The organism is Rhodanobacter fulvus Jip2, assembly GCF_000264315.1.
GTDB classification, from domain to species: Bacteria; Pseudomonadota; Gammaproteobacteria; order Xanthomonadales; family Rhodanobacteraceae; genus Rhodanobacter; species Rhodanobacter fulvus.
In genome coordinates this window covers 24,856-49,289 of record NZ_AJXU01000068.1, presented here as the reverse complement: position 1 = coordinate 49,289, position 24,434 = coordinate 24,856, and the positions used below count along the sequence as shown (strand labels likewise).

Genomic DNA, 24,434 nt, shown 5'->3' with positions numbered 1-24,434 from the left:
CGCTTGGCGCTTGCCGCCCATTCATGGGCGGCAAGTCCGTGAGCCGGGGCCGGGCTTTTCGAACGGGCCTCCTGCCCGTGCGAAAAGGCGTTGCCATCCTTGGCAACGCCCGCTCCGCGGCCTGTCGTCCCCGACTCACCGCCGCACAGGGGCCCCGGGTAGAGCAGCGGGCCATCCTGGCCCGCACTTTTCAGAAGAGCCAAAGCAACAGCCGTGCGGCAGCTGCCGCACGCAGATGTAGCATCCTTCTCAAACAAGAAAGAGAGATGCTTTTTTCAGCTGGCTTCGATCGTCCGCTTTCGACCCAAAGCGGTCGTTCAAAAGTGCACACTGACCGGGGTTCCGCCGGCCGATACCTGTGGTGGCGCCTCTACTCGCCAGGCAACACAGAATGCATATGGTCGGTCGACGATCCTTCTTACCATTCGCTGTGGCGCCATCTGGCGGTATGCTGAGCTCCATGGGGGCCACAACGTCAGACGTAACGAAGCCAAAAAGCGCGCATCGCATGGGCGGGGGCAAAAGGCTCGGCCACATCGAGCCACGTGAGCGCGTGGGCAGCCAAACTGGGCGCAAGTACGAGTATCAATATGAGCGTACTGCTCTAGCCGCGCTCGACATTCTTGTGGGTAACAAGAAACAAGTCAGCGTCTACTGCGACTGGCACGACGACTATGTCGTCGAAATGGACGTGCCTCCCACGCGGTACGTATTTCACCAAGTGAAGGGGCGCAAGTCGTCGCAGGGGCCTTGGACGTTCCGTGAGTTCTTCGGCGTACCCCTGCGCGAGGAAAGTACTCAAACAAAGAAGCCGGCTGCAGTTACCAAAGCGGCGATTGTGCCGTTGATGCTTTTGCATTACGGGAACTTCGGTGACAGCTGCGCTGGGCTTGCGTTCGTGACGAATGCAGGTCTTGATCCAAGCTTGGCGGCGTTTCTCAGTTCTGTTGGGAGCTCAAAAGATGAAGCCGCGCTCCCAGATTTGGCGAAGAATGCCTTCGATCACCTCGCGCGTGCTTACGTTTCCGCCGACCCTAAGCATGCCTCGTCAGCAAGTGAATTGTTCCGGTGGCTTCGTGAGATTGCGGTGTATACCGACCAAGGTCAGATTGAGGGTTCGGACGCTGCGATTCTTGAGATTGCTGATGTCATCGTGGACTACAGCGAGATCGATCTCACCCTGCGCCAATCAAAACAAATTGCACGCGAGATAGTTGGGCTCGTACGCGCTAAGGTTGCGCATAGTACTACCGTTGTGCCCGCCTCGGACGAGCAATTGCAACAAGAGAAGGGGATTGTCGTAGATGACGTGCTCGGTGTGTTAAGCCTTTCGGCTCCGGCTTATGAGGCGTTAAAGGCCGGTGCGGGGAGCGACACCGTGAAAACGCTATCCCGGCTACAGCGATTCTGCACAGCCAAAGGTCTCAACGAGCACTTAGTCTCTATCTGCTATTTCAAGTCTAGGTGGGATATGTGGCGAACCATTGAACGGCACAATCTTAAGAGTGCCGACTATGTCCTGTTGGAGGCTCGGGCGCATGAGACCCTTAAAGGTAACCTGACGATGCATCAGGTAATTGAAAATTCCAAGGATATTGCGAAACAGTTCAAGGGGAGTTCTGTTACTCAGCTAGAACCTGAGCATGTATTGGGACTAATTTTTTCGTTGGCCGCACAGGCTGAATCGCCTGCCATCGTGGGGCTCAATCGGTGAAATATGGACGTTGAATCTTTCCTCAAGAGCCTTTCAGAAGCAGATCTTCGGCTGTCGACGACTGAAGATCGTCTGCCGTCGCGAAGCGCGCCGGAGACAATCGATGCGCTGTTCCACTTGCCGCTGCTTGCGCTCGTAGTGATGGTTATCGCCACGCGAGCAACCCTTTCAACCGTGTTGCTCGGTAGGAAGGTAGCTTTGCTACTTGTTGAGCACTTCAGTGCCTTGCGTCGCTCGCCCCATGGACTTGAAACATCGTTCACGCTGCGGCGCCGCTGTGCGGATGCGTTAGCGTATCTGGAAGCGGCAAAACTTGTGACCGTATCAAACGATCCGGCGCGGGAGATAGCCTTGACTCAAGTTGGCAAGAATCGACTTGAAGTCGCTAGTCGCGACGCAAGTGATCTCGGGCTTCTGATCCGTCAACTGCGCATCAACCAAAGACGTGTGATGGCAAGGAGTGGCGGTGATGAGCGTTAGGCTCGAGTCATTCCAATACTTGCCGCGGGGCGCTGATGGATGGGGCTCCCGCTTGCTTTCGTTCGGAGCAATGTTTACCGCGGTTCAAGCGCCAAACGGTGCCGGTAAGACGCCGATTATGAAGGGCGTAATGCAAGGGCTTGGCCATGAGGTGGACTTGCCGCCCGATGTGCTTGCGCGGTGCGAGTTTGCCCAAGTCGAACTCTCGGTAGACGAACGTCCAGTGACCTTGACGCGAAGGCTCGGCGCCGAGTTCGAAATGCACATCGACGACGGTTTTAATCAACAGGCGTTCACGAACCAGGCTGAGTACGCACGCTGGTTCATCGGCCTCTTCAGTGCTGACCTGCCAAACTTGACCTCGAAGCAGTCCCAGCCGGCAGAACTTTATGCAACCGTGCTGCTTCCCGCACTTTGGGTGGACCAGGATCACGGGTGGACAACGGACTATTGGACACCGCCCAATCGGAATTTCATCCGGGATCAACGGCAAGAGGTTATGCGATTTCTCGTGGGCCTGCCGCCGCGACATCCCTTCCGACCGAAGACAGACTTCGAGGCGGCGAAAAGATCTCTGGACCGCACGGAGCGCGCGCTTGAGATGCAAAGGTTCGTGGTCGATCGGCTCCGGACTAACGAGCAATTGTCAGACAACGAAGAGCCAGGGCTTATCGAGCGGCGTTTGCAGCTTCGTCAAGAGCTTGAGATAAACAGCGAAGCCATCGCCGCCATCCGTTCTTCGAGCAGCTTCTACAACCAAGAAATAGAGGCGCTGGATACTCAGCGCCATGAGTTGACGGTCCGCGCCAACTCTTTGAATAAGCAGAAAGGGCAGCTCAATCTCGTTCTCTCGGAGCTTGATGGCGAGGAGGACATTTTGACTGCAAATGTCCAAGCCACGGACCTACTCCGTCAGTTTTGTAGCCGAGAGGACTGCCATATGTTCAAGACGTCAGAGCGGTCATTTGGGCGGTCTCTCTTGTTTCTTAAGGATCAAATCAAGGACCTGAAAGCATCGGATCGAGATCTGAGTCTCGACGTTGAATCGGTCGAAATTCAGATCAAGCAGCTTAGCTACGCTATCGAATCGAAGTGCGCCGAGCGAGACCGCGTCGTCAACGCATCTCCCCAAGGGGAGGTCGTAGGCAAGCTCAACGGTCTTACGAAAGAGTTGGTGGACGTTGAGCTAAGAATTGCGAGAGTTCAGCAATATGCGGCGGAGCTTGGAAAGTTCGAGCGTCTTCTCGATCAGCGCGAGCAAGCCACCGTGGCCGTCGCCGAGTTGCGACCCGCAGGCATCAGGGGTGCGACCGCATCAACGGATGTACGGCAGATGCTGAGCGAAGCGATGCAGCAATGGCTAGTTACGCTAGGCACCCAGAATACCAAGTCGGCACATTTCGATGACGACTTCACGTTGTTTGTGGATGATGCAAAGTTCACAGCAACGACGCATCAGAGCGGCAGCACGCGCACACGTATCGTTCTAGCCTTTCACGCCGCTCTTCTCGAAGTTTCTTTGGCTCGTGGGGGGAACCATCCTGGGTGGCTTCTATTCGACGCACCGAAGCAGCACGAGCTTAGTCAGGTCGACTTCGATGCGTACACCGACAGGCTTCAAATGTTGGCCGTAAAGTACCCGGGCCGAGTACAAGTCGTCTTTTCAGCGGCGGATCTCAAGACCCAATTTCAGGTGGGCGATGAAGTCTGGCACGCGAGTTTCACTATTGACGGCGAGCCGCGATTTCTTGGAGATGTTGGTGCACAGGAACAACTAGAGATCGGGGATTAGGACCTTAACGGAGGCCCGGGGTCCTACCCTGATGTCGCGGACACTCCAGAGCAGCACCGTGCGCCAACGACACTGACCCTGAATGACTGCTCTTGGCCGAGAGCGGACGTACGTCCGTACGAAACATCCATCCGGTGCTACCGGTTCTGGCTCTCGCAACCGCGCAGCGGTTGCGCACCGAGTGCGGGCCAGGATGGCCCGCTGCTCTACCCGGGGCCCCTGTGCGGCGGTGAGTCGGGGTCGACAGGCCGCGTAGCGGGCATCGACAGGGATGTCGATGCCTTTTCGCCAGCACATGGATGTGCTGTCGAAAAGCCCGGCCCCGGCTCACGGACTTGCCGGACAGGAGTCCGGCAAGCGCCAAGCGGGGTGTCGTTTTCTCTTGGGTACTTCTCTTTTGGACAAGCAAAAGAGAAGTACCTCGCCCTCCGAAGGAGGACGAAAGCTCTTCGCTTCAAATACTTTGGATTGAAGCGAAGCAACGTGGCAGAAGCATCGCTTGCGAGCACCCGTGAGGATTTGATGGGCACGAGGTGACATGCGGGGAAGCCAGCGGACAGTGCTCTCCCTACGGCAGAGCGAGAGCATCGTGCGCACAGGGTGCGCTCCTACAGGTGGGGACTACGCAGGAGAAGCGCGATCACCGCGCCACATCCCACCCCGGCACCGCAAACGCCTCGACCAGGAAATCCACCAGCCTCCGCGTCTTGATCGGCAAGTGCTTGCGCGATGGATAGACCGCGTGGATGCCCAGGGTCATCGTGCGCCAGGTTGGCAGCAGCTCGATCAGGTCGCCGCGGCGCAGGTCGTCGGCGATGATGAAGTCCGGTTGCAGGATGATGCCCTGATGGTCGAGCGCGGCGGCGCGGCAGGTGTCGCCGTTGTTGGCGTGGATGCGCGCGTGGGTGCGCACCACGACGGGACTGTCGTCGGGGGCGGTGAAGGTCCATTCGTCGCGGGCGGCGAAGTAGCTGTAGGAGATGACGTCGTGCTGGGCCAGTTCGGCGGGGTGCGTGGGCGTGCCGTGTTGCGCGAGGTAGTCCGGTGATGCGCAGCAGATCATGCGGGTGGTGGCGAGTTGCCGGCTGACCAGTTGCGAGCTGGGCAGGTTGGTGATGCGTATGGCCAGGTCGTAACCCTCTTCGACGAGGTCGACGACGCGGTCGCTCAGTTCGATGTCCAGCGATACTTTCGGATACAGCTGCGCGAAGCACCCCCACAGCGGGGCCAGGTGCAGCACGCCGAAGGTGAGCGGCGCATTGACGCGCAGCATGCCGCTGGGCTCGCCGCTGCGCGAGCTGATTTCCGATTCCGCTTCGTCGACCGCGGCCAGCATCTCTTTCGCGCGGGCGTAGAACAGCTGGCCATCGTCGGTCAGTGACAACCGCCGCGTGGTCCGGTGCAACAGGCGCGCGCCCAGGCGCTGTTCGAGTTCGCCGACATGCCGCGATACCGCCGCCTTGGACAAGCCGATCGCGTCTGCGGCGCCGACGAAGCTGCCCGCGTCGACCACCGCGACGAAGCTGGCCATTTCCTGGAATTTGTCCACGATGTCTTCTTTTGTCTCGTTATTCGGGACAGTTAGTCAACGCGAGGCCAGTTTATCGGCATTGGTTTGGCTAATAGAGTATCTCCCATCAACTCGTTTCCCAACCCATCCGCTCATCAAGGAATGCCCATGAACGCTTCGCTCGCACTGTTCGGCCGCATCGGCCTCTCGCTTGTTTTCATCATCTCCGGCTGGGGCAAGATCGCCGGCTACGCCGGCACCCAGCAATACATGGAGGCGATGGGCGTGCCCGGCGCCTTGCTGCCGCTGGTGATCGCGCTGGAACTGGGCGGTGGCCTGGCCATTCTCGGTGGCGTGTTCACGCGCTGGATCGCGCTGGCGCTTGCCGCGTTCTCGCTGGCCAGTGCCGCGCTGTTCCACGCCAATCTCGGCGACGCCGCGCAGGCGATCAACTTCTGGAAGAACGTGGCGATGGCCGGTGGCTTCCTGATGCTTGCCGCCCACGGCGCCGGCGCGTTCAGCCTCGATCACCTGTGGGCCAAGCGCCGCAGCGCCTGAGTTCCGCAACCTGCAGTTCAACCCGGCGGGCGCCGTTGCGCCCGCCGTCTGTGGAGAAAACGCCATGACGACCGCCCCCTCGCTCTTCATCTCCCACGGCTCGCCGATGTTCGCGCTGGAGCCGGGCCTGCTCGGTCCGAATCTGCGCGCCATGGGTGAGTCGTTGACGGACATCACCGCCGTGCTGGTGGTATCGCCGCACTGGCAGACCCGGGGCGTGCGCGTGGGCAGCAGTGCCGCGCCGGAAACGATCCACGATTTCGGCGGCTTCCCCGCGCCGCTGTACCAGTTGCAGTACCCCGCGCCAGGCGCGTCGGCGGTGGCGCAGGGTGCCGCGCGGCTGCTTTCGGACGCCGGCTTCGAGGTGGCGCTCGACGAACGCCGCGGCCTCGACCACGGTGCATGGGTGCCGCTGCGCTACCTGTTTCCGCGCGCCGACGTGCCGGTGTTCCAGGTGTCGCTGCCGCAGCACATCGATGCGGCCGGCGCGTTGCGGCTGGGCCAGGCGCTGGCGCCGCTGCGCCAGCGCGGCGTGCTGGTGATCGGTTCCGGCAGCCTTACCCACAACCTGTACGAATTCCGCCAGCACATCCGCAACCCGGAGTACGCGCAGGAATTCGTGGACTGGGTTCGCGAGGCGGTGGCCGCGCGCGATGTCGATGCGCTGATGGATTACCGCCGCCGCGCACCGCACGCCGAGCGTGCACATCCCACCGAGGAACACTACCTGCCGCTGCTGGTGGCCATGGGCGCCAGCGCCGATACGGACGCGCCGCGGCTGGTCGAGGGCGGCATGACCTACGGCGTGCTGTCGATGGATTCGTTTGCGTTCGGTCTGCCCCATGCGGCGCAGGCTGCATTGGAAGACGCAGCGTGAAGCGCCGATGGCCGCGGGGCAGGTGCGTTTTGCGACGTCCCTTCTCGCGGTTTCGCGGGCAGGGGACATAGAATCGAAGGTCGATGCGGTTGTGGCCGTTCGACTTCACGCTGTGGCGGCATCCGCCGCGTTTCGCCAACCGCTGCCGCCGCGCGGCAAATCATTCATGGGGATCTTCATGCGCCTGGCCGTTCTTCTTGTATCTGCATGGGTACCGTTTGCGCTGTGGGCCGGGGGGATGAACGACGGCGGTGCTGCGCGATCCACGCCGGTCGTCGCGGCCGACAGTGTTCCGACGATGCTTCCGCAGACGGCCATCGCCCGGCGTTACTTCGGCAATGACGCGCCCTGGTACGAAAACAACATCCCGTTCTTCGATTCCCCGGACGCGAAAACCAACCAGATCTACTACTACCGCTGGGAAGTGTTTCGCGCGCATATCCGCGCGGTGGGTGCGCAGGGGAATCTGTTCACCGAGTTCCTGCAGGACATGACGTGGGATCGCGACCCCTATTCCACGCTCAACGATTCGGCGATCTTTCCCATCTACGACGGCCGCTGGCTTCGCGACCGCAGCTATCTGGACGACTGGATCAGTTACCTGTGGACCGGCGGCGGCAACAACCGGCACTTCTCCGAATCCATCGCGGATGCCACCTGGCAGCGTTATGAAGTGGACGGCGACGCGGCGTTCGCCACCCGCTTCCTGCCCTCGATGGAGCAGACCTACAACCTGTGGGACGACCACTACGATTTCGACAAGCACCTGTACTGGATCGAACCCCTGCTGGACGCCACCGAGTACTCGATCGCCTCGATCGACGCCAGCGGCGGCAAGGATGGTTTCCGGGGCGGGGACGCGTTCCGCCCCTCGATCAACAGCTACATGTTCGCCAACGCCCGCGCCATCAGCCGGCTGGCGGCACTGGCCGGCGACGACACCAGCGCCAGCCGATACGCGGCCAGGGCGGACGACCTGCGCCGCCATGTCGAACAGCACCTGTGGAGCGCGGAACTGGATCACTTCATCGACCGCTACAAGGTCGACAACAGCTTCGTGCATTACTGGGACCCGGTCGGTGGCCGCGAATTGGCCGGCTATACGCCGTGGACGTTCGGGCTGGTCGACGATCCGAAATACGCGGTGGCGTGGGCGCACGCGCTGAAGGCCGATCAACTGCGCGGGCCCTACGGCTTGCGCACGGTCGAGCCCAGCTACAAGCATTACATGCAGCAATACCGCTACGACGAGGCTACCGGTCTGCGCGAATGCCAGTGGAACGGACCGGTCTGGCCGTTCCAGACCACGCAGGCGCTGATCGGGCTGGCCAACCTGCTCAACAGCACCAGTCAGACGGTGATCACCCGCGCCGACTACATGTCGCTGCTGAAGCAGTACACCGAGCTGCATTACGTCGACGGTCATCCCGATATCCAGGAAGACTACGACCCGGCCACCGGCAAGCCCATCGTCGGCCTGCCGCGCAGCCACCACTATTACCACTCCGCCTACGACGACCTGATCATCACCGGCCTGGTCGGCATTCGCCCGCGCGCGGACAACGTGCTCGAGGTCAATCCGCTGCTGCCGCGCGACGCTTCCGATCCCAACGCCATGGCCTGGTTTGCGCTGGAGAACGCGCCGTATCACGGCCACCTGGTTTCGGTGCTGTACGACCGCGATGGCAGCCACTATCACCGCGGTGCGGGGCTGCAGGTGTTCATCGACGGTCGCAAGGTGGCGTCATCGCCCGTGCTTGCGCGCCTCACGGCGCCGATCGATCAGGCGCCGTTGCCGCCGGTGACGCGTCATGTCGACCTGGCGGTGAACCTCGTCGGCGACGGTTTTCCCCAGCCGTCGGCGTCGGTGAATGGCGATGACAAGAAAGTCCTGCGGCAGAGCATCGACGGGCGCCTGTGGTTCTTCCCGCAGATCCAGGAAGGCTGGACCACGCAGGGCGCCGCAGACAAGCCGCAGTGGTACGCGCTTGATTTCGGAACGCCGACCACGATCGCTTCTTCGCAAATCTTCTTCCTCGACGACGCCACGCATTTCGCCGCGCCCGCGTCCTACGCCATCCAGTATTTCAAGGACGGCGCCTGGCACGCGGTCAGCAGCGAGCCGGTCGGCAAACCGCTGGCCAATGGCGTGAATGCGCTTGGCTGGGCGCCGGTGACGGCACGCCGGTTCCGCGTGCTGTTCACTCCGCCGGCTGATCAGCGCGCCGTGCGGCTGCTGGAGTGGAAGCTGTACGCGAGCGCGCCCGTGCATCGGTTGGTCGGTGTGACGCGGCGCCCGTAGCTGCGTCGCGTGATTTGACCCACCACCGCGGACAGGCCATCGCCGTCTGTCCGCCCGCATTTCGCCCCTGCCTGCCCGCTGCGGCGCCGCCGGCGCTGTTGTGATCGACGCTCCGATCAAGGGAGTGCCGCGACATGGGCAAATGGACACAGACCGTCACCGCCAAGGTGCTGGGCATCGGCGCGCTGGCCTTGCTGATGACGATACCGCTGCTGCAGGTGCGCGAGCTGGTGAGCGAACGCCAGCAATTGCGCAGCGATGCGATCAGCCAGATCGCGCAGGGCTGGGGCGGCAAGCAGGTCATCGGCGGGCCGGTACTGGTGGTGCCGACGCTGCGCCAGGTGGCGGTGGAAGGGCAGCTGACGCCACGCTGGCAGACCGGCAGCGAAAGCGTGCTGGCCGATACGCTGAAGCAGGACGTGGCGATGGTGGTGACCACGCGCAGCTATGGCATCTACAGCGCGCCGGTGTTTGTCGCCACGGTGACACTCGCTGCGCAATTTCGGGCGCAGGACGTCGCCCAGTATCGCCACGCCAGCGATGCGTCGTGGCAGGGTGGAAAAGCCGAGCTGCGGTTGCCGGTCGGTGATCTGCGCGGCCTGCAGAAAATTTCCGAATGGCGCGTCAACGGCCATTCGGCCCGCTTCGAATCCTCGGCCGACCGGCTGGGTCGCTGGCCGACCGTGGTGGTGCCGGTCGACCTCGACACGCTGGGCGACCAGCCGATCGACGTGCAGATCGTGCTGAAGCTGGCCGGCACCGAAGCGCTGCAGTTGCTGCCGCTGGCGCGCAGCACCGACGTGACCATGCGTGCGCCGTGGAGCGATCCCGGCTTCATTGGTGCCGCATTGCCGCTGGCACACACCATCGACGCCGACGGTTTCAGTGCGCACTGGCATCTGCTGGATCTCAACCGCAGCTACGGCCAGCACTGGAGTGATGGCGATGCCGGGGTGAGCGATGCCCTGCAGGCATCGACCTTCGGCGTGCAGTTGTACCAGCCGGTCGACGTGTACCAGCGCAACGTGCGCGCGGGGAAATACGGCCTGCTGTTCATCGCGATGACCTTCGTGGCGTTCTTCCTGTTCGAGGTGCTCAAGCGGCTGCGCGTGCATCCGGTGCAATACCTGCTGGTGGGCGCGGCGCTGGCCACGTTCTACGTGGTGCTGCTGGCGCTGTCCGAACAGATCGGTTTCGGCCCGGCCTACGCGCTGGCCGCCACCGCCGTGGTGCTGATGGTGGGCGGCTACGCCATGGCGGTGCTGCGAGCCCGGCGTGCCGGCGCACTGCTGGGCGGCGTGCTGGGGCTGATCTACGCGATGCTGTACGGGCTGATCGCGGCCGAACAGTACGCGCTGCTGATCGGCGCGCTGGTGCTGCTGGCGACGGTGGCGTTGATGATGTACCTGACCCGCCGCATCGACTGGTACGCGAGCATCCCGACAGCGGCTGCGTCGGTCGAAGCGCCAGCCGCTATCATGGAGCGATCATGAATCTGCTCGCGATAGAAACCGCCACCGAAGCCTGTTCCGTTGCGTTGATCCACGGCCAGGAGTTGATCGCCCGCAGCGAGATCGCGCCGCGTCGCCACACCGAGCTGGTGCTGCCGATGGCCGACGCCTTGCTGGCCGAGGCCGGCATCGATCGCCACGCGCTGGATGCCATCGCCGTGGGCCGCGGCCCCGGCGCGTTCACCGGCGTGCGGCTGGGCGTGTCGCTGGCACAAGGGATGGCGCTGGGGCTGGACCTGCCGGTCATCACCATTTCCTCGCTGGCCGCATTGGCGCTGGAGGCGCCGGAAGAGGGCGGGGCGACGGCGATCCTGGCGGTGATCGATGCACGCATGGGCGAGATCTATGCGGCCAGCTATCGGCGCGATGGTCACGGTGGCCTGATCGCGCTGGACGAGGAGCGCATCTGCACCGCCGATTCGCTGCAACTGCCTGCGGCATCCGCGTGGCAGGTGGTCGGCACCGGCTGGGCCACCTACGCCACCGAACTGAGCCAGCGCCTCACCGGCACCCTGCACTCGGCCGATGGCGCCCGTTACCCGCAGGCCGCGCATGTGGCCGAACTGGCGCTGGCCGAATTCAACGCCGGCCGCGCGCAGGCGCCCGAGCTGGCCTTGCCCGTCTATCTGCGCGACAAGGTCGCGTTGACCCTGGTGGAGCAGGGCAAAGCCTGAGCTTGCCGCTATAGCTGGCGAGTAATCACCTGCACCAGCAGGCTGCTCGTCGCCACCGCAATCCACACGCCCAGGCCCAGCAGGATCGGGCGCGGGCCGCTGGCGATCATCCTGCGCAGGTTCGCCGACAGGCCGATGGCGGCAAGCGCCACCACGATCAGGTATTCCGCGGCCAGGTGCAGGTCGGGCTGGATCGCGGCGGGAATCAGCCCCGCCGTGCGCAGTGCCGACGCCACCAGAAACCACAGGATGAACCAGGGAAAGATGCGCAGCAGGCTGAACTGGCTGGCTGACCCGTGAAGCCGGCGCTGTCGCCGCGCACGAACGGCCGCCACCAGCGCCAGCACCAGGCACACCGGAATGATCAGCGTGGCGCGGGTGAGCTTCACGATGGTGGCGTAGTCGCCCGCGGCCTTGCTGAAACTGTAGCCGGCGGCGACCACCGACGAGGTGTCGTTGATGGCGGTGCCGGCCCACAGGCCAAAGCCCAGGTCGCCCATGTGCATCAGGTGGCCAAGCAGCGGAAACAGCAGCACGGCTACGATGTTGAACAGGAAAATGGTGGAGATCGCGTAGGCCGTGTCGTGTTCGTCCGGCTGGATGATCGGCGTTACCGCGGCGATCGCCGAGGCACCGCAGATCGCCGTGCCCACGCCGACCAGGATCTTCAGTTTGTCGTGCACGCCGAGCCAGCGGCCCAACGCCCACGCACTGAAGAAAGCGACGCTCAGGGTGACCACGGTGACCGAAAGCGAACGCAAGCCGGTCGCCACCACCTGATCGAGACTCAGCCCGAAGCCGAGCGCGATGATCGACGCCTGCAGCACGGTGGTGCTGGCAAACGTGATGCCCGGGACAAACCGCGCGTCAGGCGCCAACACGCTGCGCACCAGCAAGCCCAGCACCATGCCGAACACCGGCCCGCCGATCAGCGGCAGGCAGCGACCCAGCAGCAGCGCAAGCACGGCGATCGCCGCCGCCAGCGCCAGGCCGGGCAAAACAGTGCGTGGATGCGTGGGGGCAAAAGCGGTGGCGTGCATGGGGATTCCGTGGGAACCCGTGCATTGTGGTCGCCGCCATCGATCAACAAAATTTCGAATATTTGATGTGGCGTATAAGATGGAATGATGATCAACATCAGCCCGCGGCAACTCGAAGTCTTCGTGCAGGTGGCCTTGCACGGCAGCGTGCGCATCGCCGCCGAACGTCTGCACCTGACCCAGCCCGCCGCCAGCATGGCGCTGGCCGAGATGGAGCGGCAGCTGGATGCCGCGGTGTTCGATCGCGAACGCGGTCGCCTGCGGCTGAATGCGCGTGGCCGCGAGCTGCTGCCGCTGGCGCAGGAGCTGCTTGAGCGGCACGCCGAGTTCGCCCGTCGCGGCAGCGAGGTCAGCGACGTGCTGGCCGGCGAGCTGCGCATCGGCGCCAGCAACACGGTGGGCAATTACCTGGTGGGCGACCTGCTGGGCAGTTTCGTGCGCACGCATCCGCAGGTGGCGATCCGCCTGCGCGTGGCCAATACCGAGGCGATCGCCGCCGGGGTGATCGATCACAGCCTGGATATCGGCTGTGTCGAGGGGCCGGTGGCGCATCCGTCGCTGGAGGTGCGGCCATGGCGCGAGGACCGGCTGCTGGTGTGCGCCTCGCCGGAGCATCCGCTGGCGCGCAGGCGTGGCCTGAAACCGGCCGATTTCGTCGGCGCGCGCTGGGTGCTGCGCGAGCCGGGCTCGGCCACGCGCGCCACCAGCGAGCGGGTGCTGTCGCAGCTGCCGCCCGGCGAAACCGTGCTGGAGCTGGATCAGATCGAAGCGATCAAGCAGGCCGTGGCTGCCGGGCTGGGCATCGCCTGCCTGCCCGAGGTGGCGGTGGTCGATGCCTTGGCCACGGGCCGGCTGAAGGTGTTGAAGACCCCGTTCCTCGACCTGCGCCGTACGCTTTCCCTGCTGCTGCACCGGCAGAAGTATCGTGGCGCCTTGCTGGATGCGTTTTTGGCGAAGATGTAGCGCATAGGCGGGCACGCCCCGCCGCCTTCGTTTGCCCCCTGCTTTTACCTACAGGAGGCCTTTCACGACATATCCACGACTGCGCAGGATGGTCAGGCTGCCAGTGTCCGCTCGAAGCACGGCATATAAAGCTCGACTGGCGCATCGCCAAGTTTGGCGATGGCTTCATCCGTATCCTGGTTCTTCACCACGACCTTGACGCTGCTGGTCCTGATCGGCACGTCATGCTTTCGCGCCAGACGCTTGACGGTTTTCCCAGAGGATCGAAGGGCAGCTGAAAGGGCGCCTGCCTTATTCCTGCCATCCCAACTTGATTTGCTCGTCGACGGTTGAAAAGCGCCGCGCGGGAATGATGACTGTCGAGCAGGCTGGCCGTGCGCGGGTGCCATTTGAGCTGGCCCGAGTTTGACCCCGTTCTTGCGGAAGGGAACGCGAGAGGGCTTTTCCGCATCCCATGGTCGCCAGTGGAAGTGCCGTGGAGAGCGCCATGGCTGAGGCTGGGCTTTGCGCACCGGGTACGGAGCGACTCGCAGCATTCGCTGGAAAGTCGTGATGCCGGAGGGCTAGCACGGTCCCTGGGGGAAGTACGTGTCTTCAGAATAAGGGTCAGGGAATCATGTCCTATAGCTCGCTATTGCAGCGCGCCGCAGTGCGCTTTTCGTCGCTCATCCGCCGACCGCGCGCCTGGTTGCCGATATTCGCCTTGCTGGCCCTGCTGCCGGGTGCCGCCAGCGCCGCATGCAGCACCTTCGACGTTCCCGACTCGCACACGGTACCAGCGACTTCGCCCATGGCGTCCGGTGGCACGATCACCGTCACCGTCGGCAATTTGTGCAGCCCCGTCGGCTTGGACATCGCCGGCCCCACCTTTGGCCCTCCTCAACACGGGACGGCGACCATAACCGATCCGTTCGCGGGTATCTTCGTCTATGCCAACAATGGTGACGGCGCGACCAGCGACTCCTTCGTGGTCAGGGATGGCAGCGGCGGTCTCTTCACCGTCAACGTCGCGATCGGTCCCGCCACCAGCCCGATCACGGTCAATCCCTCCGTGCTGCCCGCACCGAAGGTCGGCGCGGTCTACAACCAGACACTCAGCGCCGGCGGCGGCGCCGCGCCCTACACCTACACCCTGGCCAGTGGTGCGTTACCGCCGGGCCTGAGCCTGAGCGGCGCCACCATCAGCGGCACGCCCAACCAGGCCGGGTCGTATTCGTTCTCCTTCACCGTAACCGACGACGTCGGCACGACGGGCACCAAGTCCTACACGACCGACATCTCCATCCCCAATTCCGCGATCGCGGTTGTGGCACCGTCCGACCTTTTCTTGAACTCGCCATACAACCACACCCTGTCCGCATCGGGTGCACTGGCGCCTTACACCTTCGTGCTCAACAGCGGCGTCTTGCCACCGGGCCTGTCGTTGGCCAGCGACGGCACCCTGAGCGGCACACCCACCTCGGCAGGCACATTCAACTTCGCCGTCTTCGTCGCCGACAGCAGCCCGAATCTGGGCGGGCTATTTCCGGGCCCCTATGGCAAGGTCGTCAACCTCAGCCTGGTGGTGCAGAACGTGCCGCCAGCAGTCGGCCCGGTCAGCGCGACGGTGGCCTTCAACAGCAGCGCCAACCCGATCCCACTGGACATCACCGGCTCGGCGACCTCCGTCGCCGTCGTTACGGGCGCGGTGCACGGCACTGCCACGGCCAGCGGCACCTCGATCACCTACACGCCGACGCCTGGCTATGCCGGGCCGGACAGCTTCACCTACACCGCCACCAACGGTGCGGGCACCTCAAGCCCGGCAACCGTGACCCTCACGGTGTCGCCGCGGACGATCATCTACACGCCGGTCGTGCCACCGCGCGCCGTCGCGGGCGCGGCCTATAGCCACTCCATCGCCAATGCCAGCGGCGGCACCGCGCCCTATACCTATGCGGTGTCCTCCGGTGCGCTGCCGTCAGGCCTGACCCTGGCCAGCGATGGCGCCATCAGCGGTACGTCCACCGCCGTCGGTACATTCACGTTCCAGGTCGTGGCAACAGACAGCTCGAGCGGCACCGGTCCATTCAGTTCGGCGCCGGCCAGCATCACGCTGACTGTCGATGCGCCGTCCATTGCGCTGGCGCCGACTTTCTTGCCCAGCGGCACCGCGAATGTGGCCTACAGCCAGACGATCATCGCCTCGAAAGGCACGGCACCGTACACCTACACCGTGACCGCAGGCACGCTGCCCACCGGCGTCACGCTGTCGAGCGGCGGCGTGTTGAGCGGTACACCGACGCAGGCAGGTTCCTTCCCCATCACCGTCGCTGCAGCCGACTCCAGCACCGGTCCAGACGCTCCCTACAGCGGCTCGCGGGCGTATGCGCTGACCATCATCGGCCCAACCATCAACGTCGCGCCAGCCAGCGTGCCCGGCGCAACCGTGGGTACGGCTTATATCCAGACGGTGTCGGCTTCGGGTGGCACGGCGCCCTACACCTTCTCCACCACGGGCAGCGTCCCGCCCGGGCTGGGCATCAGCAGCAGTGGCACGCTGTCCGGCATGCCGACCATCGCCGGCGACTTCATCTTCACCGTGGTCGCGACCGACGCGCAGAGCTTTACGGGCAGCCGGGCCTACGCAGTGCACGTGGCGGCCATTGTGCCGGGTGCGCCGACCATCGGCACCGCCACGGCGGGCGACACCAGTGCCATCGTGTCGTTCACCCCGCCGGCAAGCGATGGCGGTACCCCGATCACCGGCTATGCGGTGACCTCCGGCCCCGGTGGCATCACCGCCAGCGGCGCGGGCAGTCCGATCACCGTGACCGGACTGACCAACGGCACCACCTACACCTTCACCGTCACCGCGACCAACAGCGCGGGCACCGGCGCGGCATCGGTGGCGTCCAACAGCGTGACTCCCAAGGGCGCCCAGACGATCACCTTCAACAACCCGGGAACGCAGAACTTCGGCACCACGCCGACCCTGACCGCCATAGCCAGCTCCGGCCTCACGCCGACTTTTACCTCGCCCACTCCCAGTGTGTGCACGATCACCAGCGGCGGCGCACTGACGTTCATCGCAGCCGGTACCTGTGCGATCGACGCCGACCAACCGGGCAACGCTGCCTGGCTGGCTGCGCCGACGGTGACGCAGAACTTCACTGTCGCCGCGATCATGCCCGGCGTCCCGACGATCGGTACCGCGACTGCCGGTGACGCCAGCGCCATCGTGTCGTTCACTGCGCCGGCGAACAGCGGTGGCGCCACGATCACCGGCTACACGGTGACCTCCAGCCCTGACGGCCTCACCGGCAGCGGCGCGACAAGCCCGATCACCGTGACCGGCCTGACCAACGGCACCACCTACACCTTCACCGTCACCGCGACCAACAACGCAGGCCCCAGTGGCACTTCGGCGCCATCCAACAGCGTCACGCCACAAGGCGTCCAGACGATCACCTTCAACAACCCCGGCGCAACGAACTTCGGCACCTCGCCGCAGTTGATCGCCACGGCCACCTCCACCCTTGCGGTGGCATTCACCTCCACCACGACGGCGGTATGCACGGTGACTTCCACGGGCGTTCTGACCACCGTGTCGCCCGGCACATGCAGCATCGACGTAAACCAGGCCGGCGACAGTACCTGGCTGGCCGCACCGACGGTGACGCAAGCGTTCGCCATCGTGGTGCCAGGCGGGGCGGTCGCGTTCACCACCGGCTCGCCCCTGCCGAACGCCACCGGTGGCGTGGCCTACAGCCAGACCGTCGCGGCTGCCGGCGGCGCCACGCCGTACACCTTCACCCTGGTCAGCGGCACCCTGCCTACCGGCATGACGTTCAGCCCCTCGGGCGTGCTGGCGGGTACGCCCCTGGCGGACGGCACATTCAACTTCACGCTGCGTGTCACCGATACGGCCACCCAGACTGCCGACCAGAGCTACCAGCTGGTCGTCGACGCGCCAGCCATCACCGTGGCGCCTGCGAGCCTGCCGGGCGGCACGATCGGCCAAACCTATGCACAAAACCTGACCGCGAGTGGCGGCACGGCACCGTACAGCTTTGCCGTGACCGGAGGCGTGCTGCCAGCCGGCCTCACGCTGAACCCGGCGGGTGCGCTCTCCGGCACACCGACCACGGCGGGCAGCTTCAACGCGACCGTCACCGCCACCGACCAGCACGGCTTCCTCGGGACGCAGAACTACACCATCGTCATCGGTGAGCCAGCGCCCGTGGTGGTCGATGACAGCGCCAACGTGAACGCCAATGGCACGGCGACGATCACCGTGACCGGCAACGACAACGGCCCGATCACCAGCATCGCAGTCACCCAGCAGCCCGCGCACGGCACGGCGACCGTCAATGGGCTGAATATCGTCTATACGCCGGCCCACGACTACTTTGGCAGCGACACGTTCAAATACACCGCCACTGGCCCCGGGGGAACCTCGGCCACGGCGACCGTCAGCATCACGGTCGTTGCCGGTACGACTCCGGTAGCCGCCGCGCAGAGCGCCACGGTGCTGGCCGGCCTGTCGGTCACGATCCATGCGGCGGCTCATGCGGCCAACGGTCCATTCACCGCCACCACCGTGGTGAACGCGCCGACTTCAGGTACCGTGGCGGTACAGGGCACCGACATCGCCTACACCGCCGACGCTGATGCCGCCGGCACGTTTGGTTTCGACTACACGCTGAGCAACGCCTTCGGCACCTCGGCACCGGCGCATGTCACACTGACGGTCAACCCGCGTCCGGTGGCGCCAGCACTGACGGCGACCGTCACTGCCGGCACCACGGTGCAGGTCGACCTGACGGCAGCGGCGCATGGCGGTCCGTTCACCGCAGCCAAGGTGGTGTCCGTTTCGCCGACGAATGCGGGTACGGCCACCATCACCGCCACCGATGCCGGCCACTACACGCTGGCGTTCAGTGCGGATCCCACCTTTGGTGGCATGGCGCAAATCGCCTACACCCTGAGCAACGCGTTCGCCACTTCCGAGCCGGGCACGGTCGACGTGACCGTGCATCTGCGCAGTGATCCGTCGAAGGACGCCGAGGTAATGGGAGTGCTGGAAGCGCAGGCTGAAGCCACCCGCCGCATGGCGATGGGCCAGATCGGCAACTTCCAGCGCCGCCTGGAAACCCTGCACGGCGGCGGCAGCCACGGCGGCTTCACCAACGGCATCACCATGAACTCGGCCAGCAGCCAGCGGCATATCGACACGCCATTCGACATCGGCATGCGGCAAGGGATGGGTAGCGCCGGCGAGCCATTCCTGGCGCCCACCGACGCCACGATGACCGACCGCGCGGTCGCCAGCGACCACGAGGCGCCCACCGACGGCGTGGCCTTCTGGACTGGCGGCGCGGTGAATTTCGGCAAGCTGCAGCCCGGCGCGAGCAGCAACGGCATCGACTTCGCCACCTCGGGCCTGAGCCTGGGCGCGGACAAGCAGGTGACCGAAGCGCTCACACTGGGCGCAGGCATTGGCTATGGCCATGACGCCTCCGACGTCGGCCGGCACAGCCGCAGCACCGTGGACAGCTACAACGTCGCGGCCTACGGCAGCTATCGGTTCGGCGACTCGGCCTATGTGGATGCACTGGCCGGTTACCAATGGCTGCAGTTCGGCGCACGCCGCTTCGTCACCGACAACGGCAACACCGTGCGGGGCAGCCGCGACGGCAAGCAGTGGTTTGCCTCGCTCGCCGTGGGTTACCTGTACCAGGCGGACAACCTGCAGCTCACGCCCTATGGCAGGCTGGATGCTGCCCACGCAACGCTCGACGGTTACACCGAGACCGGCGATGCGGTGTTCGCGCTGAATTACCGGGGCCAGGCCGTCAAGACCAGCACGGGCACCTTGGGCCTGCTGGCGCAATGGACGGTCAAGAGCGACTACGGCATGTGGGCGCCACAGCTGCGCGCGGAGTTTGGCCACGACATGCAGGGTTCCAGCATCGCGACGATGCGCTACGCCGACCTGCTGTCCGGCCCGCTGTACCGGGCCACGCTGGCGCGCCAGGCCCGCAATCACACCTTGCTGGGTGCAGGCATCACGTTGCAGACGCTGAAAGGCTGGACGCTGCGCGCTGAGTACCAGAATCAGCTGGACAGCACGAGCCGCGACAATCAGAGCATCCTGCTTGGGGTGCAGAAGGCGCTGCCGCCGCCGTGAGTCGTGTGGCCGGCAGCGAAACGCTGCCGGCCATGGATTTGGGCTGTCCGTCGACCGAGTAGGCTGATGAGTGACCTCAGGGAGGAATTTTTACGCTGAAACCCGATAGCCTCGATACTCTCGAAGATCATCTTGTCGCTTCTCTACAGACCACCGAAGGAGCCACCGGGAAGGTGCGCTCCCTCGTCGCGTGGCCGTGGATTATTGATGCACTTACGAAATGGAAATGGAATAAATGCCATTCCACACTGGGCCCAATGGGAAGAGCGGGCGGGCGATGCCTGCCTTACGTTGTGGGCCCTTGTGCCGGGATGTGGCCGCTGGATATCGGTGTCAGGACACGGTGTTCCCGAGGATCGCGTTTAACGTGGCCGCCACCTCTTCATGCGTGTGCGCGCGCAGCAGCGCCGGGGCATGGCGGCGCAGGTCGGCGCGGTGGAGGGTGGCGAGGCGGTCGCGCACCTGCAGGATCTGGCTGGGGTGCATGCTGAATTCGTTGAGGCCCAGCGCCAGCAGCAGGGCGGTGAAATTCACGTCGCCGCCGATTTCGCCGCACAGGCTCACCGGCTTCTTCGCCCGCCGGCCGGCGCTGATCACGTGCGACAGCAGCCGCAGCAGGGCCGGTTGCAGCGGGGTGTAGATGTTGTCCAGCGCATCGTTGCCGCGATCGGCGGCCAGCACGTACTGGGCCAGATCGTTGGTTCCGATAGCCAGGAAATCGGCGTGTTCGATCAGCGCGCGCACGTTGATTGCCGCGGCCGGCACCTCGATCATCGCGCCCAGGGGCAGTTTTTCGGGCAGGTCGATGTTCTCGCGCTTCAGCTCCTGTCGCGCCAGCTTGAACAGTGTGCGCACCGCGATGAGTTCGTCGGGCTGGGTCACCATCGGCACCAGCACGCGCACCGGGCCGTAGCAGGCCGCCCGCAGGATGGCGCGGATCTGGGTGGAAAATACCGCGGGATAGCGCAACGACAGCCGCACGCCGCGCACGCCCAGCGCGGGGTTTTCCTCGCCCTGCATCACCAGCCCGGCCGCGTCGGCCTTGTCGGCGCCCAGGTCGAGCGTGCGGATGGTGACGGGCAGGCCGCCCATGCCCAGTACCAGGTCGCGATAGGCGATGAACTGTTCGTCTTCGGTCGGCAGATCCTTGTGCCGCAGGAACAGGAACTCGGTGCGGTAAAGCCCCACGCCATCGGCGCCGCGGCTGCGCGCCAGGGCCACGTCGGCGGGGCTTTCGGCATTGGCCAGCAGGCGGATGTCGAGGCCGTCGCGGGTGCGCGTGGGCGCGTTCGCCAGTAGAGCGAGGCGGCGGCCTTCGATCACCGCCTCGCGTTGCCAGGCGCGATAGCGGGCCAGGTCCTGCGCGGTGGGATGCACCACTGCTTCGCCACGTTCGGCATCCAGCAGCAGCAGGTCGTCGTCGTGGATGTGGGACAGCGCATCGCGGGTGCCCACCAGCATCGGCAGGCCGAGGCTGCGCGCCAGGATCGCGCTGTGCGAATACGCACTGCCGGAGCTGGCGACCACGCCGAGCAGCCCGTTGCCGGCCAGTTGCGCCATGTCGGCGGGCGCGATGGAGTCAGCGATGAGGATCTCGCCCACCCGCGCAGCCAGCTTGCGTTCCTCCGGGCTGGTTTGCCGCTGCAGCGCGGCGATCACCCGGTTGATCACCTGCTCGACGTCTTCCTTGCGGCTGCGCAGGTAGGGGTCATCCATCGCCTCGAACATCGCCGACAGCTTCTCGCGCTGCTTTTTCAGCGCGGCGCCGGCACGGTAATGGCCCACACGTATCAGTTCGTCCAGCCCGCACAACAGCTCCGCGTCATCCAGCAGCAGGCTGTGCGCGTCGATGAACTCGTTGACCTCGCGCGCCAGCGCGCCCTGCAACTTGCCGCGCAGTTCGCGCAGCTCCTGCCGGGCCATGTCCAGCGCGCGATGCAGGTTCTCCAGCTCGCCTTCGACCTCCTCTTCGGCCAACGGCCGGATATCGACCGCGTAACGGCTGGGCTGCACCAGCCGCGCCCGGCCCAGCGCCATGCCACGCGCCGCGATCGTGCCGGGAAGGAGGTGTCTCACTTGGCGCCCCTTGGGGTGCCGGGAGTGGGGAATGGGGAATGGGGAATCGGAAAAGCGGACAGCCGGGCCCTTGCGGAAAGCAGGACGCTCGCGCGCACTCCGCATTTCCCCATTCCCGATTCCCCATTCCCGATTCCCTGCATCTCACGCCCCCTCGTCGAACTTCCGCTCGAACAGTTCAGCCACGGCGGCCAGTGCCAGTTCCTCGTCCGGGCCGTCGGCGCGGATGGTCAGCGGCGTGCCCATGCCGGCGGCCAGCATCATCACGCCCATGATGCTCTGGGCGTTGACCTCGCGGCCGCGGTTGATCAGCCATACGGTGGCTTTGAAGCCCTGCACCAGTTGTACCAGCTTGGCCGAGGCGCGCGCGTGCAGGCCGAGCCGGTTCGATACCACGATGTCCTGTTCAAGCATAAATAGGGTTACGCATGATCGATGAAAATTCCTCCGCGGCCGCCGCTGGCCGCGATCTCGGCCAGTTCGTCCAGCGATTTGTCCGCATAGTTGAGTACGCGCAGCAGCATCGGCAGGTTGAGCCCCGACACGCAGCGCAGGTGGACGCCCAGCGCGCCCAGCGACAGGCCGATGTTGCACGGCGTGGCGCCATAGAGATCGGCCAGCACAAGCACACCATCACCCTCGTCCAGCTCGCGTGCATGCCGCGCGGTGAGGGTGCGCATCACGTCCGGATCGGCCTGCGGCGGAATCTCCACCGCCATCACCCGCAGCGGCAGTTTGGGCATGACGTGGTGCGTGGCGGAAATCAGCGCGTGACCGACCGCCTCGTGGGTCATCAGCAGTACGCCGACGCTCATGCCCGCTGCCCCGCAAGCACGGTGAAGCCTTTATCGGAGGCCGGGGTGATGGCGCTTTGCCGGAACATCGCGGTCAGTCCAGCTCGCGATGGAAGGTCAACACGCCGTCGCGGCGATGGCGGTAATGCGCCGCCAGCTTTTCCACCAGGTACACCGAGCGATGGCGCCCGCCGGTGCAGCCGATGGAGATGGTGACGTAGCTGCGATCGTCCTGCTCGAAGCGCGGCAGCCATGCGTCCAGCCAGCGCGCGGTGTCGGCGAAATACTCGCCCACCAGGGGCTCGGCCTCGAGGAATTCGCGCACCGGCGCGTCCTTGCCCGACAGTGGCCGCAGGTGCGGCTGCCAGTGCGGGTTGGGCAGGCAGCGCGCGTCGAACACGAAGTCGGAATCCAGCGGCAGGCCGCGCTTGAACGCGAACGACTGGAACATCAGGGTCAGGCCCTCGGTGGCCTGCGCATAGCCGGTGGCCACCAGGCGCCGCAACTGGTGCACGTTCAGTTCGCTGGAGTCGATGACCTTCTCGGCGATCGCCATCAGCGGGCGCAACAGGCGGCGCTCCTCGGTGATCGCGTCGCCCAGCGAACGCCCCCGCGACGCCAGCGGATGGCGGCGACGGGTTTCCGAATAGCGCTTGATCAGCACCTCGTCGCGGCAATCGATGAAGATCAGGTGTACCTGCACCCCGGCACCGGCCAGATCGGACAGCACGTTCGGCATCTGCGCGAAATCGACGCCCCGGTTGCGCACGTCCACGCCCACCGCGATGCGGCGATGGTTGCCGCCCTTGCCCTGGATCACCGCGTTCACCAACGGCGCCACCAGGGTGGTGGGCAGATTGTCGACGCAGTAGAAATCCAGGTCTTCCAGCGCGCGCAGTGCCACCGTCTTGCCGCCGCCGGAGACGCCGGTGAGCACGATCAGGTGGATCTCGTGCGGGTCGACGAGAGGATTGAGCAGGGGAGTGTTTTCGTCGTTCATGGGTTCACCATGGGGGCAGTCGGTGCATCTGGTGCGCCTGGCGGTCGATGAAGGTCTGTGCCGGGTCGATGCCCTTGCTTTTCAGTGCGTGGTTGCGGACCGCCGCCTCGACCAGCACCGAGAGGTTGCGGCCCGAGGCCACGGGAATGGTGATCATCGGCACCGGCACGTCGAGGATGTCGCGATGGCCGATGTCGCCGGTGATGCGGGTCATGGCGTCCACCTCCTCGCCTTCGCGCAGCGGTTTGAGATGCACGATGAGGCGCAGGTATTTGGACGTCTTTACGGCCGTGTGGCCAAACATCTCGCGCACGTTGAGCACGCCCAGTCCGCGCACTTCCAGCAGGTCCTGCAGCAGCTCGGGGCAGGTGCCGTCGATCACGTCCGGCGCGATCAGGGTGAAGTCGGTGGCGTCGTCGGCCACCAGGCGGTGGCCGCGGCTGATCAGTTCCAGCGCCAGCTCGCTCTTGCCCGAGCCGGCCTCGCCGGTGATCAGCACGCCGATGGAAAACACTTCCAGGAACACGCCGTGCAGGGTGGCCTTGGCGGCCAGCATGCGCGCCAGGTGATATTGCAGATAGGTCAGCAGTTCGTGGCCGCGCTTGGTGCTGCTCCACAACGGGGTATTGGTTTCCTCGGCCACTTCGCGCAGGTCCGAAGGCACCGACTGATCCTTGGTGACGATCAGCGCCACCGGCTGGTGCGCGGCGATCTTGTGGATCACTTCCCAGCGTTGGCGCGAATCCAGCGCATCGAGGAAGTTCAGCTCCTCGGTGCCGATGATCTGGATCTTGTTCGGGTAGATGACGTTGAGGTAGCCGACCAGCGACGGCCGCCGTGCCTGCGCCACACCGGGCTCCAGGGCGCGCGATTCGCCACGCATGCCCGACACCCAGCGCAAGGCCATGCGCTCGTAGACGTTGTCGTAGAGTTGGCGCGCGCTGAGCCGATCCAAGCGTATGTCCCTCGCG

At 64.9% G+C, this 24,434-nt stretch carries 18 protein-coding genes; 10 read left to right on the top strand and 8 right to left on the bottom strand.

Going from position 1 to position 24,434, the window contains the following annotated elements:
* The first annotated feature begins 391 nt into the window (after positions 1-391).
* The 3 genes from UU9_RS14975 to UU9_RS14970 all read left to right on the top strand — a co-directional run bounded on the left by UU9_RS14975 (position 392) and on the right by UU9_RS14970 (position 3,986).
* The gene (locus tag UU9_RS14975) at positions 392-1,714 is read left to right on the top strand and encodes a dsDNA nuclease domain-containing protein (protein WP_156804324.1); all 1,323 of its coding nucleotides are present in this window, start codon (positions 392-394) and stop codon (positions 1,712-1,714) included.
* A 3-nt stretch (positions 1,715-1,717) separates the two neighbouring features.
* Positions 1,718-2,194, top strand: a complete 477-nt coding sequence (locus UU9_RS18095; protein WP_156804323.1) for a hypothetical protein — start codon at positions 1,718-1,720, stop codon at positions 2,192-2,194.
* A gap of 70 nt (positions 2,195-2,264) precedes the next feature.
* Positions 2,265-3,986, top strand: a complete 1,722-nt coding sequence (locus tag UU9_RS14970) for a hypothetical protein (protein ID WP_040671158.1) — start codon at positions 2,265-2,267, stop codon at positions 3,984-3,986.
* A gap of 640 nt (positions 3,987-4,626) precedes the next feature.
* Here the strand turns inward: UU9_RS14970 and UU9_RS14965 are convergent.
* Positions 4,627-5,535, bottom strand: a complete 909-nt coding sequence (locus tag UU9_RS14965; RefSeq protein WP_007082613.1) for a LysR family transcriptional regulator — start codon at positions 5,533-5,535, stop codon at positions 4,627-4,629.
* Positions 5,536-5,664: 129 nt separating this feature from the next.
* Between UU9_RS14965 and UU9_RS14960 the strand changes: the two genes are divergently transcribed.
* From UU9_RS14960 to tsaB, 5 genes are all read left to right on the top strand, one after another.
* Positions 5,665-6,054: a DoxX family protein gene (locus tag UU9_RS14960; RefSeq protein ID WP_007082612.1), complete on the top strand. Its 390-nt coding sequence runs from the start codon at positions 5,665-5,667 to the stop codon at positions 6,052-6,054.
* A 64-nt stretch (positions 6,055-6,118) separates the two neighbouring features.
* Positions 6,119-6,931: a dioxygenase family protein gene (locus UU9_RS14955; protein WP_007082611.1), complete on the top strand. Its 813-nt coding sequence runs from the start codon at positions 6,119-6,121 to the stop codon at positions 6,929-6,931.
* A 298-nt stretch (positions 6,932-7,229) separates the two neighbouring features.
* Positions 7,230-9,233: an MGH1-like glycoside hydrolase domain-containing protein gene (locus tag UU9_RS14950; RefSeq protein WP_202799835.1), complete on the top strand. Its 2,004-nt coding sequence runs from the start codon at positions 7,230-7,232 to the stop codon at positions 9,231-9,233.
* A 134-nt stretch (positions 9,234-9,367) separates the two neighbouring features.
* Complete coding sequence (creD, locus tag UU9_RS14945) at positions 9,368-10,726, top strand: cell envelope integrity protein CreD (RefSeq protein ID WP_007082609.1); 1,359 nt, start codon at positions 9,368-9,370, stop codon at positions 10,724-10,726.
* A complete protein-coding gene (tsaB, locus tag UU9_RS14940) occupies positions 10,723-11,418 on the top strand; it encodes a tRNA (adenosine(37)-N6)-threonylcarbamoyltransferase complex dimerization subunit type 1 TsaB (protein WP_007082608.1) in 696 nt (231 codons plus the stop codon). The genes creD and tsaB overlap by 4 nt, the downstream gene beginning before the upstream one ends.
* A gap of 8 nt (positions 11,419-11,426) precedes the next feature.
* On the opposite strand, the gene UU9_RS14935 is transcribed toward tsaB, so the two are convergent.
* Positions 11,427-12,458, bottom strand: a complete 1,032-nt coding sequence (locus UU9_RS14935; RefSeq protein WP_007082607.1) for a YeiH family protein — start codon at positions 12,456-12,458, stop codon at positions 11,427-11,429.
* A gap of 87 nt (positions 12,459-12,545) precedes the next feature.
* Between UU9_RS14935 and UU9_RS14930 the strand changes: the two genes are divergently transcribed.
* Complete coding sequence (locus UU9_RS14930; RefSeq protein ID WP_007082606.1) at positions 12,546-13,421, top strand: LysR family transcriptional regulator; 876 nt, start codon at positions 12,546-12,548, stop codon at positions 13,419-13,421.
* Positions 13,422-13,513: 92 nt separating this feature from the next.
* Here UU9_RS14930 and UU9_RS18090 read toward each other — a convergent pair whose 3' ends face one another.
* The gene (locus tag UU9_RS18090) at positions 13,514-13,810 is read right to left on the bottom strand and encodes a TraB/GumN family protein (RefSeq protein WP_156804321.1); all 297 of its coding nucleotides are present in this window, start codon (positions 13,808-13,810) and stop codon (positions 13,514-13,516) included.
* 227 nt (positions 13,811-14,037) lie between these two features.
* Between UU9_RS18090 and UU9_RS14925 the strand changes: the two genes are divergently transcribed.
* Entirely contained in the window at positions 14,038-19,593 is a 5,556-nt protein-coding gene (locus UU9_RS14925; RefSeq protein ID WP_040671155.1) for a putative Ig domain-containing protein, read from the top strand.
* 333 nt (positions 19,594-19,926) lie between these two features.
* Here UU9_RS14925 and ptsP read toward each other — a convergent pair whose 3' ends face one another.
* From ptsP to hprK, 5 genes are all read right to left on the bottom strand, one after another.
* On the bottom strand, positions 19,927-21,669 hold the full coding sequence (ptsP, locus tag UU9_RS14920) for a phosphoenolpyruvate--protein phosphotransferase (protein ID WP_040671153.1): 1,743 nt from the start codon (positions 21,667-21,669) through the stop codon (positions 19,927-19,929).
* 144 nt (positions 21,670-21,813) lie between these two features.
* A complete protein-coding gene (locus tag UU9_RS14915; RefSeq protein ID WP_007082603.1) occupies positions 21,814-22,083 on the bottom strand; it encodes an HPr family phosphocarrier protein in 270 nt (89 codons plus the stop codon).
* 8 nt (positions 22,084-22,091) lie between these two features.
* Entirely contained in the window at positions 22,092-22,484 is a 393-nt protein-coding gene (locus UU9_RS14910) for a PTS sugar transporter subunit IIA (RefSeq protein WP_007082602.1), read from the bottom strand.
* A 73-nt stretch (positions 22,485-22,557) separates the two neighbouring features.
* Positions 22,558-23,463: an RNase adapter RapZ gene (gene rapZ / locus UU9_RS14905; RefSeq protein ID WP_007082601.1), complete on the bottom strand. Its 906-nt coding sequence runs from the start codon at positions 23,461-23,463 to the stop codon at positions 22,558-22,560.
* A 4-nt stretch (positions 23,464-23,467) separates the two neighbouring features.
* Complete coding sequence (gene hprK / locus UU9_RS14900; protein WP_007082600.1) at positions 23,468-24,418, bottom strand: HPr(Ser) kinase/phosphatase; 951 nt, start codon at positions 24,416-24,418, stop codon at positions 23,468-23,470.
* Positions 24,419-24,434: the final 16 nt, after the last annotated feature.